Below are 16,416 nucleotides of genomic sequence, written 5' to 3' on the forward strand. Positions count from 1 at the left end.
AGAGTTTCCGCCCACCAAGCTTCCGTGCTTGAGAAGGTCCACGATTGCGTCCGCAACCCAACTTGCGGACGCAATCCATGACCCAGGATGACCTGACCTTTTTTCCCTTGCGGGTGACACGCGTTGGTGCCGGCGGCAAGGGTTTTGCGCGCGGTACGGCCAGTCAGTGCTCGCCAAAGCGGGCAAGGTTTTGTACCAATCGTAAATCGCGGGCGCTTTTCTACTTCTCGCCGGTCAGTTGCATCCAGTTGCGATGCGCGAATCCAGCTTTGTCCTGCTCGGTGAGCCCGCAATTCTCCAGAAACCGACTTGCGTCGTGGCCTGGACGATATTGGTAAGGAAAGTCCGTCGAGAAGAGCAGGCGATCAACGCCGACAACGGCAGCGGCACGCTCTAAGTAATGAGGCAGAAACATACCGCTCGCTGTGACGTAGAGATTTTTCCGCAGGTAGCTCGCAATCGGCTGGGCCAGCCCGGATACCTTGTCCATTGCGGCCAAACGCTCGGCATAGAACAGCACCACTTCCCCCCAATGACCGAGAATCACCCGAAGGCCCGGCATGCGATCGAACGTGCCGGCGAGCACGAGACGAAGGAACTGGATGCCTGCGTCATAGTGCCAGCCAAGGCCGTAGGTGGCGAAAGCCGCGTCAACCTCGGGTCTGAAGCCCGAGTAGTAGGCAGCCCTCACGGCGGCATCAGGCACACGGGGATGGATCAGTATCGGGGCGCCTAGTGCTTGCGCACTTTGAAAGATGGGCGAGAGGCTCGGGTCATCGAGATGGCGCTGGCCCACTTTTCCGCACAACACCGTTCCTTTGAAGCCCAGCGTCCTGACGCAACGCTCCAGTTCGAGAGCCGCCTCTTCCGGCATGGACACGGGCAACGTGGCCATGGCCTGGAAGCGTGTCGGATGGTGCGCAACCACCTCAGCAAGAGCGTCGTTGGTTCGCTGCGCTATATCGATGCTTTCCGGCCCAAGGTCGTGAAGCGCGGGAGTTGTCAGTGACAAGACCTGCACATCCAGTCCGGTTTCGTCCATCAGCGCGAGTCGATCTTGCGCGAGATCAAGCAGGCGTCCTTCGATCGTGCCGGAATGAAACGCCACGCTCGGATCGGTCGCATCCAAGGCGATGGCACTCCAGGCATCGCGAATTTCCAACGTCAGAAAATGCTCTTCAATTCCGATCAGTTTCATGGCTGAGCCTCCGTTCACCACAGGACAGTGCGGCCCATGCGGTCGAGGTACTCCAGGCCAGGCTTTCCCCGCTTCGAGAGCAGCGTGTTCACGATGTCAGGAATGGTTTCCTCAAGGCCGAACGGCGCGTTCGGACCGCCCAATGCCGTGCGAATCCAGCCCGGAGCCATCAGCACCAAGGCGCGTGGCTCACTTGCATGGCGAGCAGCGTAGCTTCGCATGTACTGGTTCAGAGCCGACTTGCTGCCGCGATAGACTTCAAACCCACCGTTAGTATTGTTGGCGATGCTGCCCTGTCCCGACGACATGACGCCAATGAGGCCGTCGGGGGGGACAAGATCCTGCAGCGCCTCGACGATACGCATAGGGCCAAGTGCATTCGTGACCATCACGCGGATGAACTCCTCGGTGGATACTTCAGCGATGGTGTCATTCGGATTCGCATTGGCGGTGCCGGCGTTCACGAACAGGATGTCGAACACCCGGCCCGACAAGCGTGCACGGAGTGCCGCGATCTGCTCCGGTTCGCAGATGTCGACGGTCTCGACCTCAACGCGGCCCTGGTTCTCGTCGGCCAGGTCATGCAGTTGAGTTCGGCCTTCGATCGGGCGCGTGGTGCCGACGACGTTCCACCCCTTTTTCAAGAGTTCGGCGGCCATGGCGTGTCCGAGGCCACGCGATGCACCGATGAGCAGAATGGCAGGGGCCTTATCGCCACTTGAGTGTTTCATCAAAGTTCCTTGAGATCGGACAGCCCTGATTCTGGTGGAGAAAAATCCATTGCACCAGACGCGAGGGATGCAATAATCGATTGCATTGGAATCAATGAATAGTCAATGCAAGGGGGGCGACTTGACATGCAAGACGTGGACTTGAATCTCCTCACTGCGCTGGATGTATTGCTCGCCGAGTGCAGCGTGACCAAGGCAGCGCACCGACTCGGCTTGAGTCCCTCTGCCATGAGCAGGACGCTTTCGAGACTGCGGATAGCGACAGGGGATCAACTGCTCGTGCTAGCGGGGAGGACGCTGGTTCCGACACCGTATGCCGAGCAACTCAGCGAGCACGTCCATGAACTCGCCCGAAACGCCAGGGCCGTGCTTCAACCCGCCAACAGCACCTTGGACGTTGCCATACTGGAGCGGACGTTCACGATTCGTGCGAATGATGGCTTCGTCGAACTGGTCGGCGCATCGCTCATGGCGGCGATCACCCAAACCGCGCCCCACGTCCGTATCCGGTTCGTATCGAAGCCTGACAAGGATGCACGGCCACTTCGGGAAGGCCTGATTGACCTAGAGGTCGGCGTACTCGGAACCGCCGCGCCGGAACTGAAGACGCGGTTGCTGTTTCGTGATCGGTTCGTGGGTATTTGTCGAGCTGGGCATCCTCTTTTGACAAGGGTGACTGCGAAACGCTACGCCAGTTATCAGCACGTGGTGGTGTCGCGCAAACGGCAATTCTCCGGCCCGGTAGACGATGCGTTGGGCCAGTTGGGTCTGCGCAGGACCATTGCCATGGTCGTGCTCACCTATGCCAACGCGATGCAGATCGCACGCCACTCGGATCTTCTTGGACTCGTCCCGCATTCATGCCTTGGCAGTGCCCTGCTGGGCGGTCATGCGGGTAGTGCGGGCGTTCAGCTCTTTGAACTCCCGGTACGAACGCCCGAGATCAAAGTGTCGGCCATTTGGCATCCTCGCCTCCATGCTGATCCCGCCCATCGCTGGCTGCGCGATACCATCTTTGCTATTTGCAAAAATGCTGTCCCATAATCCAGTCATCACTACACGCGCTTTAGGCAAGCTGTTGTCGTGGGCCGCAGTTCGGAATGGCTGCAGCACGTAACCCTAATTGATCCAACCGGCGCATTGACGCGAACTTCGCCGTTCCGTGTCCTGGATTGCGCGCTTACAGTGCAATGGCTCCGTCGGCCTGTGTGGGCGTGGGCTTGAACGAAGAACTGGAGGCTACTTATCGCCGAGGCCAATTGAGGTTCTTCGGGCAATACGCCGAGCTGACAAACACGACGACCTTCGCCGAATCAGGAGTAGGTTCTGCTTAGGAGGACGTAGAGGTGTTGGTTCGAGTTCGTGCACCACCGGCTGACAGCGCTCGCGGTGCTCAAGACCTGAGCGTCAACAAAGATCTCCGCACGGCCCTTAAAAGGCGAGGAAGTGCGCGAACCATGGCCCTGAGCGGCGATCCAGCGCTTGGCCGCGAATGGCAAGAGCAGGCTTATGCTGCGCCGCCGACGGTCAAGGCCCTGCCCTTACTTCGTGAAGAGTACGCACTTTGAGCCACATGGGACTGAACGGGCACTCTGCCGTTGCGCGCATTTTGGCGCTGTTTCCACGCTGAATATCGGCTGAGTGCCGCGTCAAAATCAACGACGCAATTGTGATCCTCAACTGCGCGCAATTCGTTTTCTTCGCGCAATTCCAGCGCCATCAGCCATGCTCGCCGCCCAAACTCCGCGCAATGCCCCTTGATGTTCGCGACGAACTCAACAACGCTCGGGCATTCGTCGTTCGAACGGATCTGCTCCTCACTGTACGTGACGTTGGCGCCGAACGCTCGAAGGTAAGACGCTTTTCCCGCGTCAAGATCGCGCCATTGAATGTCATCGGAAAACGCAAAAAGCGGGAGATCTATCTCGCCTAACAGCACCTGCTGTTGCTCCAGCACGTCTTTACGTTCGGCGCGATTGATCGTCGCGTGACATCGATGGACGAAATCCTCGAGTGCTATGGCCACGGTCAATGCGGTGTGACGTTCTGCTTGGATACGCTCTGCGGCGCTGCGTGCCGAATTGCGCCTGCGAGCGAGCGCATTACAAGCCAGGTTGACGACCGCGCTGAAGACTCCAGCACCTAGGGCTACGGGTAACCAGGGCGACATAGTGCTCTCGCTAGATTCCATCGGCACTTCATCGGCCGATCTCAATAGATGCCGATGCAGAACGAAGTGACTCCCTAGACGTGGCATATCGACGCCATCCACATCTAGAGCAGTGCGTCCAATTTAAGCATTTTGCTGTGATCGCTGTCACTCTATTTGTATGAATGACACGAGCAGTGTTGTGAAGTTTTGACACTGTTGAAACCGGCTTATCCGAGCAAGATGATGTGCCAAAGGCGAGTAGTCGAATCCGCCAGACGATTGTAAGAAACGGGCAGACCTCGTGCTGCTCCGGCTGCGGGTTCATCCTCAGCGCTAAACTTGGGCCGGAGGGTGTAGCGGTCGTATTTGGGCGGGATCGACCGGCTGGTTTGTCCGCCGCAAATATAGGGATCGATCCGGGCGATATTGATAGTGCCCCCCGGATCCAACGACGAGAGAGCCTCGCGTCGCGACAGATCGTATGTAGACTCTACGATCCAGGGAGGACGAGCCATGGGGAACAGATATGAACGCTCGCGCATGTCGCGTTCGTTCACGCACAAAGGTGTCCAATATCATCCAGGAATGCTGGTGGTTCTCGCCGTGCAATTGCTCTGCCTGAGCGCGTTCGCGTTTTCACCGGACAGTCTCGATCACAACAAGTGGCTGTCCGCGGCAATCGCATTCAGCCTGCTCTTCGGGCTGATTCTGTCGCTCGGGTTTTTCGGAACGTGGAATCAGTTCAGAGACGATGTCAGCCTGTGGACGTTCCTCAACACGAACCCGGTCGAATCTGCCGTTGCGATAGCCGCGGCAGGTGAGGTCCTTGCGATTTTGTTGGTACGGCTAGGCTAAGAGATGGATGTCGGGTTTTGGGCAGCACTGGGCGCGCCTCGCGTTCACAAGGCGCACGCTCGGGGAGTGCTTTGACGGGACGGTTCCGTTGTGCACTTCACACAGGTTGAACGGCATGCTACCCGGTAAATCGGCTTTCTTATACATAGTTATCCGAATCAATCAGTATGATTTACCCTTACCGGGACGTGGTAATTACTTGCCGTCCGACTCCAGGATTCCTCACGCCGGAATTAAGTCAACCAAGCCTTCAGCCCAGACTGGTCGATCGCCCGTAGCGCACCCAGTACGGGAAGCGGCAACACGCCCGTTTTGCCCGCGCCGAACCTACCCGAATGCACTGCGAGCACGAGCGCGACGAGTCCGGCGGATCATTCCGGACCGGGAATTCGAGCGCGATTGCGACTATATTGAACGATAAGACTCTGTCGAACTTGGCCGCCGGAACAGCAGGTACCGTCATGGCCGGTGCGACGGACAGGGTCGCGGGTATTCCCGGTAGGAGGCCCAAAATGAGGCGCATCTATTTTCTGTTGCCCAATGTGCAAAGCGCGAAAGGAATCGTCGACGAACTGTTGCTGAAGCGGATCGAGTGGAGACATATCCACGTGCTCGCGCATCCGGGCGTCCGACTTGAGGACTTGCCGCAGGCGACACTCGCGCAGCGCAGCGACCTGCTTCCCGCCCTCGCACGGGGCACCGCGGCGGGCGGCGTCACGGGCATGCTGGCCGGCCTTGTCGCGATGGCCTTTCCTCCGGCCGGACTCACGATCGCCGGTGGCGTCGTCGTCTTGCTGACGCTGGCGAGCGCAGGGTTCGGCGCATGGACAGCGACAATGATCGGTGTCGACGTGCCAAACACTCGTTTGAAACGCTTCGAAGACGCGATCGAGAAAGGTGAGTTGCTGATGATGGTTGACGTCGGGAAGGATCGCGTCGAAGAAATCGAGCAACTGATCAAGAGTCACCATCCGGAAGCGGACATCGAGGGGACGGATCCGACGATACCGGCGTTTCCATAAGCCCTCGGGTGGTCGGAACAGAGAGATGATCGCGTGCAGGCTTATCTGCTCCGTACTGCGTAGTTTGACGCCCATGTGCAGGCAATGGCGCCTCTAGCCGATCGCAGATGATATTTATCCGACCTGCCTTGCCAACGTGACTTTGTGTGCCCGTTTCGGCCCACTCGACCCCTCTCATGTTTTTTATCAAGAATTGACGCCAAAGACTCCTACAAGTGCAGTACGAGCAAGTCCGGCAGGCTCGACGGGGGTTCAGAATGACCGCACACACCACGTTTCGCAGGCTGCGCGTAGTCGCCAGCTTTGCTTTGGTTGGCTGCGCAGCGGTCGGCACACTGTTGTACTTCTACCCCATTGCCGCACCGTTCGATCTTCGTTCCATCGGCGCGGTGATGGGTGGCGGCATTGCTGCGATCCGGGTCTTCCATATCGTATAGTTCGTCATTGCGTGGGGTGGCCGCTTGTTCTTTGGTTTTCAGTTTGACGGCGGCTGGGTAGATATCGGCACGATTAGCGTCGCTAGCTTGTAGGCAGCAGCAAAGGCGTGTAAGCGCAGAATCCTGGCCCACAGCGTCGCCGATTACATCTCCTGGTTTCGCACGATCATATGCCCGGACACCACAAAAGACTTCGGGGCCGGCGCGTCGATTTTCCCGCTAGTCCTCCTGTTTGCATCGCCATTTTCAAGCCAGGTGCTGGCTGGACTTCTCGAGGCCAGCAAGGTCACGCTTTGCGTGGCCGGTGCCGTGGCGCTCTTCAGCGTCCTTAGCAACTTGTAAGCCGTTTTGCGTGTCGATTACCCTCGCGATCTTCAGCGCCAATCGCTTGCGCTTCTGTCGCTAAGGCACTTCGCTTCTGTTCGCAAAAACGCCCGCTTGTCGAATCCGACAACCGGGCGTAGCACCGCATCTTTATCGCTTAAAACCGCATCAAACCCATCAACGCAGCGCGGAATAAGCCGTCGGCGTCAAAAAGTGGTTTTCAATCCGCTCGACAATAGGTTGCTTCGCCTCGGTTTCGCCGCGCTTCGCGATCCATTCGGCATCGGACTGGAACGCATTCCATTTGGTTTCACGCTCAGCCAGGCTTTCCCATTTCAGCAGATAGGTCAGCGCATGGTTGCTCGGGCCGGCGATCGTGGTCCAGAAACCGATCTGCTCGATTCCATATTTCTTGAAAAAGCCGAGCGTAATGTTGGCGAACCGGTCGTTCAATGCCGGCAGACGACCCGGCGCGCAGTGATAAATACGCATTTCAACGATCATTTTTTCCTCATGGACATGGAGTGATGCAGCCGTCAAACACGCTGCGGTTGGAATTCACCATGAGTGATCGTACCGGCGTTTGGCGCGGCCCGCACGCGACGGGCGGACCTTCTCCAGCCCTCCCATGCGATTTAACCCTGTCACTCGCCCCGGTAAGCCCGCTCCAGCCCCGCGATATCGAGCTTGATCATGCCCATCATCGCGCGCATGACACGCGACGATTTCTCGGCGTCCGGGTCCTGAAGCAATCTGCCGAGCGTCAACGGCACGATCTGCCACGACACGCCGAACTTGTCCGTGATCCAGCCGCACTGCTGCGGCTTACCGCCGTCGCCGAGGCGGGCCCATAAGTTGTCGACTTCTTCCTGGGTTTCACAATCGACAAACATCGAAATGGCAGGCGTAAAGGTGAACACTGGGCCGCCGTTCAACGCCTTGAACGCCTGGCCTTCCAGTTCAAACGCAATGCCCATGACCGAGCCCTTCGGTCCCGGTCCTGAGTCGCCAGATCGCATGACAGACACGATTCGCGAGTTGTTGAAGATGCTGGTGTAGAACTGCGCGGCTTCCTCTGCGTTGTTATCGAACCATAGAAAAGGTGAAATCTTTTGCATGGAAACTCCTGGAGGTCTGCGAGTTTGACCGGTACGGCGCCGCACACTGACACGTCAGTACGCGGCGCCGTTCTCTATCACGCTTCTTTCAGTAGTTACCTCGGCATCTCTTTCGCCATGTTTTCCTGGATCTGTTCCGGAGTCAGATCCCGCGTGTGAGTCGCGAGCGACCAGCGGTGACCGAACGGATCCTCAATCTGCCCGTAGCGGTCGCCCCAGAACATATCGCTGACGGGCATCGTCACCTTTGCGCCGGCTGCGACGGCTTGGGCGACCGAGGCATCGACGTCCTTCGTGTACAAATGCAGCGTGACGGGCGAGCCTTTCAGTGTCAGCGGGCTGCTATTGCCGCAATTCGGAAATTCTTCTGCCAGCATCAGCGTCGAATCGCCGATGGTGAGCATGGCGTGCATCACCGTGTTGTCGGGACCAGGCAAGCGCATTTGTTCGACAGCATTGAACGCTTTCTTATAGAACTCGATGGCGTCGGAGGCGCCCTTGCAAACCAGATGAGGCGTGATCGTATGCATCCCTTCCGGGATCGGTTTGACAGCTGAAGTGGACATTGCTGTGCTCCTAGATGTAACGGGTTGACCAACTGGAGAGACGGTGCCCAAACAGGCGCCCTCTGTCGACACGACGTGCGATCAGCCCGCAAATCGACACATCGGCGAGACTTTTTTTATGCGAACCGGTGTTCAGTTGCTGCGGCGGGCTGGTTTATTGGCGTCAGGCCCCGGAAAATTGCCGGAGCGTATGGAGCGAGCCGGTTCGTGCGCCCATTGTCCTGCACGGAACCAACTGATTTGTGACGACGTGTAATAACAAGCCGGCAAGCGCAGTCACATCGGACATGTGTTCAGAAACGCGGCGCCGGCATCGCTACGCGATCCGTACCCACCCATTCGCCTTCGACGACGCCAGCACCGCATCCACGATGCGCGCCGAGCGCCAGCCGTCGTCGAATGTCGGCAAGCCATCGCGCGTTTCTCCGCGAATCACCGCGTAAGTGTCCGCCACGAACGCCTCGAAACACTGTGCGTAACCCTGCGCATGCCCCGCCGGTAACGTGGCTAGGCGGCGCTGCTCAGCGCTTCCACGCGACGGATCGCGCACCAGCAAGCGCGTGGAATCGCGCCCGCCGACCCATAGCCGTTCCGGGTCCTCCTGATCGAATACAAGGCTCGCCTTCGCGCCATCGATTTCGAACCAAAGCCGGTTCTTGCGCCCCGCCGACACCTGGCTGACGCTCAGCGTCGTGAGCACGCCGCTTTTTGTGCGCAGCAACGCGACGGCGACATCCTCCGTACCGACCATCTGGGTCGGCCCGCCTTTAACCGCCGCGGTGAACGATTGCACAGAACCGGCCGGACGTTCGGCGACCGTTGTCTGCAGGCTCGCTACGACCGAGTCGAAACGCTCGCCGCTGATCCATTCCACGAGGTCGCACCAGTGCGAGCCGATGTCCGCGAATGCCCGCGACGCTCCGCCCAAGGCGGCATCGATGCGCCAGTTGGTATCGTCGGCACCCAGCAGCCAGTCCTGGAGATAACTGCCGTGCATCAGTTGCAGCGGACCCACGCTGCCGTCCTGCACAAGCGCACGGGCTTCGCGGACCATCGGGTGATAGCGGTAGACGAATGGAACCGTCGCGATACGGCCCGACTTGCGCGCGGCGAGCGCAAGCGCTTCGGCGTCGCGAGCACTGGTCGCCAGCGGCTTCTCGCAAATGACGTGCTTGCCGGCGTCGAGCGCGGCCATCGCGAGGCGAAAATGGCTGGCGTTCGGCGTGCACACGTGGATAACCGACACTGAAGGATCTGCAATCGCCGCTTGCGCCGATGCATAACCACGTTCAATTCCCAGCCGTTCGGCCGCCTCCGCCGCACGGCTTTCACTCGATGAAGCAATGCCGCGCACCGTTGCACCGGCGAGCCGTATTGCGCGCGTATGTACCTCGCCCATCATGCCCGCGCCGATGATCGCGACGCCCAATGTCTCCGCCATGCTGCGCTCCGTTCTTGGTTTCTCGAAGCACGATACCCGCTGAGCGCGGGTCGGGGCAATCGGGGGATGCGTGCCGCTGCAATATGTCCCTGTTTTGCCCCTGCCTCACTTGTGTACACTCATGTGCCGGCGACTTTCGGCGCGTAGAAATTTCGCCAAATTCTCCTAAAGTTTTCCCAACCGCTGCCGAAAGCCCGTTTATGGACCACGAAATCACTCCGCCCGCCGATCCAAACGATCCGACCTTTCTGAGGGCGAGAGCGTTGAGTCTGAGCGTCGGTGCCATTCGCAAGGCCCAAGGCAAAAAATGCCCCGGCGATTTCCCGGTCGGCACGATCGAATGGCATGCGGTGGTCGAAGAATTTGCGAATGATGTACTGAAAGCGATGCTTTCGGAACCGGATTTGCCGATCCTCGAATTCAAACGCGACAACGCCAGAAAATAACCGTTTCAGGCGATGCTTAAAGCGGGTAAAACCGAGCACCCGTTCCCGGCCCGATCAAAATGAAAAAAGGCGTCGCTGATTAATCGCGACGCCTTTTTGCTTGAGTTTTGCTTGAATCCTGCCGGCTCTCATCCGCCCAGTAAATCGATCACTTGCAAAATGTCCTTGCGCAATTGATCGACATCGACCGCAACATTCACTTGAGGAACCGCGCCGCCTTCCTGCATGTCCTCAATATCGCCGGACGAGCCATTCGGACGCCCATGTGAATCAAGTCGGTTACGCGCGCCATTGATCGTGAAACCCTGCTCATAAAGCAATTCACGGATGCGGCGAATCAGCAGTACTTCGTGATGCTGATAATAGCGACGGTTACCCCGCCGCTTGACAGGCCTCAGTTGCGTGAACTCCTGTTCCCAGTAGCGCAGCACGTGCGGCTTGACACCGCATAGCTCGCTGACCTCACCAATTGTGAAGTAGCGTTTAGCCGGAATCGGAGGCAGGACGACTTTTTCCATCGTCAATCAACCATCGTGGTGAATGTCGCGAATGGGGCGAATGTCGCTAATAAGCGCTCGGGCAGCACACGGCAAAATGCCCGTCACGTCAGCGGCCGAAACTGTTTTCAGCACCGGCTTCGACCAGCGCTTTCAACTTCTGACTCGCATGAAACGTGACGACACGGCGCGCCGCGATGGGAATGGCTTCCCCCGTTTTTGGATTACGTCCGGGACGCTGCGGTTTGTCGCGTAGCTGAAAGTTGCCAAAGCCGGATAGCTTGACACTGTCGCCGCTTTCAAGCGCGTCGCGAATGACCTCGAAAAATGCTTCCACCATGTCTTTGGCTTCGCGCTTATTCAACCCGACATGGTCAAATAGCATCTCCGCCAATTCGGCTTTTGTCAGCGTAGGCGTTTCTGCCGTTGCCGCACCGTTCGAAGTGGGAACATCTCGGATCATGGCGCTACGTTGCGCCGAAAGAAGGGCTTCGAAATCACTCGAGTTCATTTGGTTCATATCGAAAAAATGGCGTAACGATGAAGACGGAGGGGGCCAACTGCAGGCTACCCGCGCAATCGCGCGCCATGTACTCGAGCCAAGCGTTCCACCAGCGTTTTGATGGCCGTTTCGACCGTTTCGTCCTGAAGCGTCCCGCCAGTATCTTGCAACGTTACACGGAAGGCAAGGCTTTTCTCATGCGCGTCCAACCCACCGGAAGTGCTTGATTTTGGACGAAATTCGTCGAATAAAGCAACCCTGGTGACATGCTTGCAGGCAGGCTCCGAACGGGCACTTTCCAGCTCGTCGATGAGTGCCTGCACTTGAACTTTTTGATCCACAACGATCGCGATATCGCGGCGAACCGGCGGGAATTTCGGTACGTCCGAAGGCACCGGTAACGCGCGTTGCATCAATGCCTCGGCTTCGATTTCGAACAAAACCGGTGCATGCGGCAGGTCGTATTTCTGCATCCAGCGCGGATGCAGGTCGCCGATCCAGCCTACCGCCCGGCCGTCGATTTCGATCCGGGCGCTGCGTCCCGGGTGCAGCGCCGGATGTTCCGCTTTCACGAAACGCGGCGCGACCGGCGCGAACAGTGCTTCCACGTCGCCTTTCACGTCGAAGAAGTCGACCGTGCGGGACGGCGCACCCCACTGCTCTTCGAGCGCGGGACCGTAAGCCAGACCGCCGATCATCTTCGGCTGGTCGAAACCTTCAATGGCCAACTCGCCGGCCTTGATCGCCGGGTCGTGCAGGAACACACGACCCGCTTCGAACACGCGGATCCGGTCTGCGCGACGGTTCAGGTTGTAGCGCAGCACGCTGATCAGGCTGCCGAACAAGGTCGTACGCATGACCGAAAGCTGGCTTGCGATCGGGTTCAGCAATTTCACCGGGTTATCGTTGCCCGCGAAATCCGCTTCCCATTCGGCATCGACGAAACTGAAATTCACCGTCTCCGCGTAATCTCGCGCGGCGACCGCGTGGCGCAGCACGTGAATCGAACGCTTCGTCTCGTTGGTCGGCCGCATTTCGCTGGTCGCGACCGGCGGACGCGCGGGAATCTTCTCGAAGCCGTAAATGCGCGCGACTTCCTCGATCAGATCCTCTTCAATCTCGATATCGAAACGATACGGCGGCGGCGTCACGGCGAAGATATCGCCGTCGTGCGTGAACGTCAGGCCGAGCCGCGTGAAAATCTGTGCGATTTCTTCCGCGCCGATCGCCACGCCGATAATCCGGTTCGCCCGCGAAACGCGCATGCTCACCGGCTCGCGTGTCGGCACATTGAGCGTCTGGTCATCTACAGGACCGGCATTGCCGCCGCAAATATCGAGAATCAGGCGCGAAATACGCTCGATATGCTCGACGGTCGTCGAATAATCGACCCCACGTTCGAAGCGATGCGCCGCGTCGGTGGAAAAGTTGTACTTGCGCGCGCGGCCGCGGATGCTGTCCGGCCACCAGAACGCAGCTTCCAGATAAATGTTGGTCGTATCGAGCGAAACGGCCGTGCTGTCGCCGCCCATGATTCCGGCGAGGCTTTCGACGTGCTGGTCGTCGGCGATCACACCGACGGTTTCATCCAGTTCGACCGTGTTGCCGTTTAGCAGCTTGAGCGACTCGCCCTTTTTACCCCAGCGCACTTCGATGCCACCGTGAATCTTGTCCAGATCGAACACATGCGTCGGCCGGCCGAGTTCGAGCATCACGTAATTCGAGATATCGACGAGGGCGGAAATGCTGCGCTGTCCCGAGCGCTCAAGACGCTCGACCATCCAATGCGGCGTTTTCGCGTGCGCGTTCACGCCGCGAATCACGCGACCTGAAAAACGTCCGCACAGATCCGGCGCCAGCACGTTGACCGGCAAAATTTCATCGATCGTCACGTCCACCGGCGGCATCTCGAGCGCATGCAACGGCGCGCCCGTGATCGCGGCGGTTTCCCGCGCGACGCCGAATACCGACAAACAATCGGCCTTGTTCGGTGTGAGTTTGATCTCGAAAACGGTGTCGTCGAGATTGAGCGTTTGGCGGATGTCCTGGCCAATCGGGGTATCGGCGGGCAGGATCAGCAAACCGCTGTGATCTTCCGACAGCTTCAGTTCACGTGCCGAGCACAACATGCCCTGGCTTTCCACGCCGCGCAACTTGGACAGCTTGATCGCGAACGGCGCACCGCCCGCTTCGGCCGGCGGCAATTCGGCGCCGACCAGCGCGACCGGCACCTTGATGCCCGGCGACACGTTCGGCGCACCGCACACGATGTTCAGCGTCTCGCCGGTGCCGGCGTCGACCTGACAAACGTTGAGCTTGTCGGCGTTCGGGTGCTTCGCCACTTCCAGCACCTGCCCGACGACAATCTTCGTGGTCGGCGGCGCGACGGGCGAGAGGCCTTCCACTTCGAGACCCGCCATGGTCAGCGCGTGCGAGAGTTCGTCGGTCGAGAGCTTGGGATCGACGAAAGTTCTAAGCCAGGATTCCGGGAATTGCATGTGTGTCTAGTTCGAAATGAGTGGTGTCTGTGTCTGGACTACTGCGTCCAGACCACGGCTCGCAGCAATAAGCGTCAGGCAAATTGCTCGAGGAAACGCAGATCGTTTTCGAAGAAAAGGCGCAGATCCTGCACGCCGTAGCGCAGCATCGTCAGGCGTTCGAGGCCGCTGCCGAATGCAAAACCGATATAGCGTTCTGGGTCGAGTCCCATGTTGCGGATCACGTTCGGATGAACTTGCCCCGAGCCCGAAATTTCGAGCCATTTACCGGCGTTCTTGCCCTGCTCGAACATCATGTCGATTTCGGCAGACGGCTCGGTAAACGGAAAATACGACGGCCGGAAGCGCACGAGAATGTCATCGCGCTCGAAAAATTTCTTCAGGAAGTCGGAGTACACGCCCTTCAAGTCGGCAAAGCTGATGTTCTCGTCGATCCACAAACCTTCGACCTGATTGAACATTGGCGAATGCGTGGCGTCGCTGTCCACCCGATACGTCCGGCCCGGCACGATCACCTTGATCGGCGGTTTATTCATGCGCGCGTAGCGCACTTGCATCGGGCTGGTATGCGTGCGCAGCAGCAGTTGCCGGCCATCCGCATCCTTCCCGTCGATATAAAACGTGTCCTGCATCGAACGCGCCGGATGATTTTCCGGGCTGTTCAGCGCAGTGAAGTTGTACCAGTCCGTTTCGATCTCGGGGCCATCGGCCACATCGAAACCAATCGTGCTGAAAATCTGTTCCACGCGTTCCCACGTGCGCATCACCGGATGCAGGCTGCCAGCGCCAAGACCGCGGCCAGGCAAGGTGACATCGATCGATTCCGATGCCAGCCGCTGATTGAGCAACACATCGGCCAGCGCCTGACGGCGCGCGTTCAGTGCTGCTTCCACCTGTTGCTTGACCGCGTTGATGCGTGCGCCTTCGGTCTTGCGGGCTTCCGGGTCGAGTTTGCCCAAGCCTTTCAGCAGTTCCGTGAGCACCCCGGACTTGCCAAGAAAGCGGGCCTTTTCGTTTTCGAGCGTGGCCGCGTCGGCGGCGTGTTCGAAGGCATTTCGCGCGTCGGCGACAATCTGGTCCAGATCCATTGATCCCATCATTTCAGCGTCAAAGTTCTTCTGATCGTTTCCGGGCCGATGTTTGCGCGATGCTTACACGTCGCGCGTCAACCCGGCTTCACCAACAAAAACGGGGCTCGACAAGAGCCCCGTTTACGGTCGTTGCGCTGTCCAGTCAAGAACAACGCTACAACGAACCACGCAGTACCAATCTTGCTAACAAGCTCGATCAGGCTGCAACGGCGGCTTTTACTTGCTTGACGATCGCAGCAAAAGCAGCCTTGTCGAACACAGCCATGTCGGCCAGCACCTTGCGGTCGAGTTCGATCGAAGCCTTCTTCAGGCCGTTGATGAACACGCTGTACGTCATGTCGTGCTGACGCACCGCAGCGTTGATACGCGTGATCCACAAAGCACGGAACACACGCTTCTTGTTGCGGCGATCGCGATAGGCATATTGCCCGGCGCGCATGACCGCTTGCTTGGCGATGCGATAGACGTTATTGCGACGGCCGCGGTAACCCTTGGCCAGCTTGATGATCTTCTTGTGACGGGCCCGTGCGGTAACCCCACGTTTGACTCTAGGCATAATGCGCTCCTGTGAGTGTCAGTTAAGGGTTAAGCGAACGGCAGCATTGCGCGCACGGAGTTCATATCTGCATGATGAACAGCCGTGGAACCGCGCAAATGGCGTTTGACCTTGGTGGTCTTCTTCGTCAGGATGTGGCGCTTGAAGGCTTGACCGCGCTTGACGGTACCGCCCGGACGCACCACGAAGCGCTTTGCAGCACTCTTCTTGGTCTTCATCTTCGGCATGAAACTACTCCAGTTTATTTGATGGATATGGGTGTGCGGTCGATCCATTCGATCCTGACCCGCCCTTCGAAACCCACATACCACTTATGAGCGGCAGACTGTTAACAGCCACCGCTTTTTCATGAGTGTCACCGGTTACCCGGCGATGCTCTGAAACCCGCTTTACCGATGCCGCGCAGACCTTGAAACGACCCCAAGCCGCGCGATCCATCAGTTACTTCTTTTTCTTCGGCGCCATGACCATGATCATCTGGCGCCCTTCCATCTTCGGCATTTGCTCGACCTGACCGTGCTCTTCGAGATCGGTCTTCAACCGCTCAAGCACGCGCATGCCGATTTCCTGGTGAGCCATTTCCCGACCGCGAAAACGCAACGTGATTTTCGTCTTGTCGCCATCTTCGAGGAAGCGCGTGAGGTTACGCAGTTTCACGTTGTAGTCACCGTCGTCGGTGCCCGGCCGGAACTTGACTTCCTTGACCTGAACGATCTTCTGCTTGAGTTTCGCCTCGTGCTGCTTCTTCGCTTCCGAGTACTTGAACTTACCGTAATCCATCAACCGGCAAACAGGCGGAACAGCCTGCGGCGCAATTTCGACAAGATCCACGTCCTGCTGTTCCGACATGCGGAAAGCATCGGCCAGTTTCACGATTCCGAGCGGCTCGTTGTCCACTCCGACCAAGCGCACTTCCGGTGCAGTGATTTCCCCGTTGATGCGATGTGCAGACTTATCAGTAGCGATGTTACGTTTCCTCTAA

At 58.5% G+C, this 16,416-nt stretch carries 19 protein-coding genes; 5 read left to right on the top strand and 14 right to left on the bottom strand.

Going from position 1 to position 16,416, the window contains the following annotated elements; genetic code table 11:
• Window positions 1-220: 220 nt before the first annotated feature.
• Window positions 221-1,198 (bottom strand): amidohydrolase family protein, encoded by a 978-nt coding sequence (locus tag EOS_RS41975; RefSeq protein ID WP_047898154.1) that lies wholly within the window; start codon window positions 1,196-1,198, stop codon window positions 221-223.
• A 14-nt stretch (window positions 1,199-1,212) separates the two neighbouring features.
• Window positions 1,213-1,929, bottom strand: coding sequence for an SDR family NAD(P)-dependent oxidoreductase (locus tag EOS_RS41980; RefSeq protein ID WP_047898155.1), 717 nt, complete (start codon window positions 1,927-1,929; stop codon window positions 1,213-1,215).
• 126 nt (window positions 1,930-2,055) lie between these two features.
• Between EOS_RS41980 and EOS_RS41985 the strand changes: the two genes are divergently transcribed.
• Window positions 2,056-2,973, top strand: coding sequence for a LysR family transcriptional regulator (locus tag EOS_RS41985; protein WP_087882078.1), 918 nt, complete (start codon window positions 2,056-2,058; stop codon window positions 2,971-2,973).
• A 463-nt stretch (window positions 2,974-3,436) separates the two neighbouring features.
• On the opposite strand, the gene EOS_RS41990 is transcribed toward EOS_RS41985, so the two are convergent.
• The gene (locus tag EOS_RS41990; protein ID WP_047898157.1) at window positions 3,437-4,099 is read right to left on the bottom strand and encodes a hypothetical protein; all 663 of its coding nucleotides are present in this window, start codon (window positions 4,097-4,099) and stop codon (window positions 3,437-3,439) included.
• A 495-nt stretch (window positions 4,100-4,594) separates the two neighbouring features.
• On the opposite strand from EOS_RS41990, the gene EOS_RS41995 reads away from it, so the two are divergent.
• From EOS_RS41995 to EOS_RS42005, 3 genes are all read left to right on the top strand, one after another.
• Entirely contained in the window at window positions 4,595-4,936 is a 342-nt protein-coding gene (locus tag EOS_RS41995) for a hypothetical protein (RefSeq protein WP_235443140.1), read from the top strand.
• Window positions 4,937-5,448: 512 nt separating this feature from the next.
• Window positions 5,449-5,958, top strand: coding sequence for a hypothetical protein (locus EOS_RS42000; protein WP_047898158.1), 510 nt, complete (start codon window positions 5,449-5,451; stop codon window positions 5,956-5,958).
• Between the two features lie 257 nt (window positions 5,959-6,215).
• A complete protein-coding gene (locus tag EOS_RS42005; RefSeq protein ID WP_047898159.1) occupies window positions 6,216-6,395 on the top strand; it encodes a hypothetical protein in 180 nt (59 codons plus the stop codon).
• A gap of 501 nt (window positions 6,396-6,896) precedes the next feature.
• Here EOS_RS42005 and EOS_RS42010 read toward each other — a convergent pair.
• The 4 genes from EOS_RS42010 to EOS_RS42025 form a co-directional block, all read right to left on the bottom strand.
• The gene (locus EOS_RS42010) at window positions 6,897-7,223 is read right to left on the bottom strand and encodes an NIPSNAP family protein (RefSeq protein ID WP_047898160.1); all 327 of its coding nucleotides are present in this window, start codon (window positions 7,221-7,223) and stop codon (window positions 6,897-6,899) included.
• Between the two features lie 140 nt (window positions 7,224-7,363).
• Window positions 7,364-7,837 carry a VOC family protein gene (locus EOS_RS42015; RefSeq protein ID WP_047898161.1) on the bottom strand — a complete coding sequence of 158 codons (474 nt, stop codon included), beginning with the start codon at window positions 7,835-7,837 and terminating at the stop codon, window positions 7,364-7,366.
• 95 nt (window positions 7,838-7,932) lie between these two features.
• A complete protein-coding gene (locus tag EOS_RS42020; protein ID WP_047898162.1) occupies window positions 7,933-8,403 on the bottom strand; it encodes a VOC family protein in 471 nt (156 codons plus the stop codon).
• Window positions 8,404-8,719: 316 nt separating this feature from the next.
• A complete protein-coding gene (locus EOS_RS42025; RefSeq protein WP_047898163.1) occupies window positions 8,720-9,844 on the bottom strand; it encodes a Gfo/Idh/MocA family protein in 1,125 nt (374 codons plus the stop codon).
• Between the two features lie 200 nt (window positions 9,845-10,044).
• Here EOS_RS42025 and EOS_RS42030 point away from each other — a divergent pair, with 200 nt between their 5' ends.
• On the top strand, window positions 10,045-10,290 hold the full coding sequence (locus EOS_RS42030) for a hypothetical protein (RefSeq protein WP_047898164.1): 246 nt from the start codon (window positions 10,045-10,047) through the stop codon (window positions 10,288-10,290).
• 128 nt (window positions 10,291-10,418) lie between these two features.
• On the opposite strand, the gene EOS_RS42035 is transcribed toward EOS_RS42030, so the two are convergent.
• The 7 genes from EOS_RS42035 to infC form a co-directional block, all read right to left on the bottom strand.
• Window positions 10,419-10,808 (bottom strand): MerR family transcriptional regulator, encoded by a 390-nt coding sequence (locus EOS_RS42035; RefSeq protein ID WP_047898165.1) that lies wholly within the window; start codon window positions 10,806-10,808, stop codon window positions 10,419-10,421.
• Between the two features lie 88 nt (window positions 10,809-10,896).
• Window positions 10,897-11,307 carry an integration host factor subunit alpha gene (locus EOS_RS42040; RefSeq protein ID WP_031359001.1) on the bottom strand — a complete coding sequence of 137 codons (411 nt, stop codon included), beginning with the start codon at window positions 11,305-11,307 and terminating at the stop codon, window positions 10,897-10,899.
• 47 nt (window positions 11,308-11,354) lie between these two features.
• A complete protein-coding gene (gene pheT, locus EOS_RS42045) occupies window positions 11,355-13,787 on the bottom strand; it encodes a phenylalanine--tRNA ligase subunit beta (protein WP_047898166.1) in 2,433 nt (810 codons plus the stop codon).
• Between the two features lie 74 nt (window positions 13,788-13,861).
• Window positions 13,862-14,875 (bottom strand): phenylalanine--tRNA ligase subunit alpha, encoded by a 1,014-nt coding sequence (gene pheS / locus EOS_RS42050; protein ID WP_047898167.1) that lies wholly within the window; start codon window positions 14,873-14,875, stop codon window positions 13,862-13,864.
• Window positions 14,876-15,074: 199 nt separating this feature from the next.
• Window positions 15,075-15,434 carry a 50S ribosomal protein L20 gene (rplT, locus tag EOS_RS42055; protein WP_007585475.1) on the bottom strand — a complete coding sequence of 120 codons (360 nt, stop codon included), beginning with the start codon at window positions 15,432-15,434 and terminating at the stop codon, window positions 15,075-15,077.
• Between the two features lie 29 nt (window positions 15,435-15,463).
• The gene (gene rpmI, locus EOS_RS42060; protein ID WP_047898168.1) at window positions 15,464-15,661 is read right to left on the bottom strand and encodes a 50S ribosomal protein L35; all 198 of its coding nucleotides are present in this window, start codon (window positions 15,659-15,661) and stop codon (window positions 15,464-15,466) included.
• A gap of 214 nt (window positions 15,662-15,875) precedes the next feature.
• Window positions 15,876-16,400: a translation initiation factor IF-3 gene (infC, locus tag EOS_RS42065; RefSeq protein ID WP_075643994.1), complete on the bottom strand. Its 525-nt coding sequence runs from the start codon at window positions 16,398-16,400 to the stop codon at window positions 15,876-15,878.
• Between the last annotated feature and the right edge of the window lie 16 nt (window positions 16,401-16,416).

Source organism: Caballeronia mineralivorans PML1(12) (genome assembly GCF_001028175.1).
In the GTDB taxonomy this organism is placed as follows: domain Bacteria; phylum Pseudomonadota; class Gammaproteobacteria; order Burkholderiales; family Burkholderiaceae; genus Caballeronia; species Caballeronia mineralivorans.

What these genes read in the sequence shown, in the direction of transcription:
- EOS_RS41990 (WP_047898157.1), bottom strand. Translation starts at nt 4,099, where the DNA reads ATGTCGCCCTGGTTACCCGTAGCCCTAGGTGCTGGAGTCTTCAGCGCG.
- pheS (WP_047898167.1), bottom strand. Translation starts at nt 14,875, where the DNA reads ATGGATCTGGACCAGATTGTCGCCGACGCGCGAAATGCCTTCGAACAC.
- rpmI (WP_047898168.1), bottom strand. Translation starts at nt 15,661, where the DNA reads ATGCCGAAGATGAAGACCAAGAAGAGTGCTGCAAAGCGCTTCGTGGTG.
- EOS_RS42020 (WP_047898162.1), bottom strand. Translation starts at nt 8,403, where the DNA reads ATGTCCACTTCAGCTGTCAAACCGATCCCGGAAGGGATGCATACGATC.
- EOS_RS41975 (WP_047898154.1), bottom strand. Translation starts at nt 1,198, where the DNA reads ATGAAACTGATCGGAATTGAAGAGCATTTTCTGACGTTGGAAATTCGC.
- pheT (WP_047898166.1), bottom strand. Translation starts at nt 13,787, where the DNA reads ATGCAATTCCCGGAATCCTGGCTTAGAACTTTCGTCGATCCCAAGCTC.
- EOS_RS42030 (WP_047898164.1), top strand. Translation starts at nt 10,045, where the DNA reads ATGGACCACGAAATCACTCCGCCCGCCGATCCAAACGATCCGACCTTT.
- EOS_RS41995 (WP_235443140.1), top strand. Translation starts at nt 4,595, where the DNA reads ATGGGGAACAGATATGAACGCTCGCGCATGTCGCGTTCGTTCACGCAC.
- EOS_RS42015 (WP_047898161.1), bottom strand. Translation starts at nt 7,837, where the DNA reads ATGCAAAAGATTTCACCTTTTCTATGGTTCGATAACAACGCAGAGGAA.
- rplT (WP_007585475.1), bottom strand. Translation starts at nt 15,434, where the DNA reads ATGCCTAGAGTCAAACGTGGGGTTACCGCACGGGCCCGTCACAAGAAG.
- EOS_RS42000 (WP_047898158.1), top strand. Translation starts at nt 5,449, where the DNA reads ATGAGGCGCATCTATTTTCTGTTGCCCAATGTGCAAAGCGCGAAAGGA.
- EOS_RS41985 (WP_087882078.1), top strand. Translation starts at nt 2,056, where the DNA reads ATGCAAGACGTGGACTTGAATCTCCTCACTGCGCTGGATGTATTGCTC.
- EOS_RS41980 (WP_047898155.1), bottom strand. Translation starts at nt 1,929, where the DNA reads ATGAAACACTCAAGTGGCGATAAGGCCCCTGCCATTCTGCTCATCGGT.
- EOS_RS42025 (WP_047898163.1), bottom strand. Translation starts at nt 9,844, where the DNA reads ATGGCGGAGACATTGGGCGTCGCGATCATCGGCGCGGGCATGATGGGC.
- EOS_RS42010 (WP_047898160.1), bottom strand. Translation starts at nt 7,223, where the DNA reads ATGATCGTTGAAATGCGTATTTATCACTGCGCGCCGGGTCGTCTGCCG.
- EOS_RS42035 (WP_047898165.1), bottom strand. Translation starts at nt 10,808, where the DNA reads ATGGAAAAAGTCGTCCTGCCTCCGATTCCGGCTAAACGCTACTTCACA.
- EOS_RS42005 (WP_047898159.1), top strand. Translation starts at nt 6,216, where the DNA reads ATGACCGCACACACCACGTTTCGCAGGCTGCGCGTAGTCGCCAGCTTT.
- EOS_RS42040 (WP_031359001.1), bottom strand. Translation starts at nt 11,307, where the DNA reads ATGAACCAAATGAACTCGAGTGATTTCGAAGCCCTTCTTTCGGCGCAA.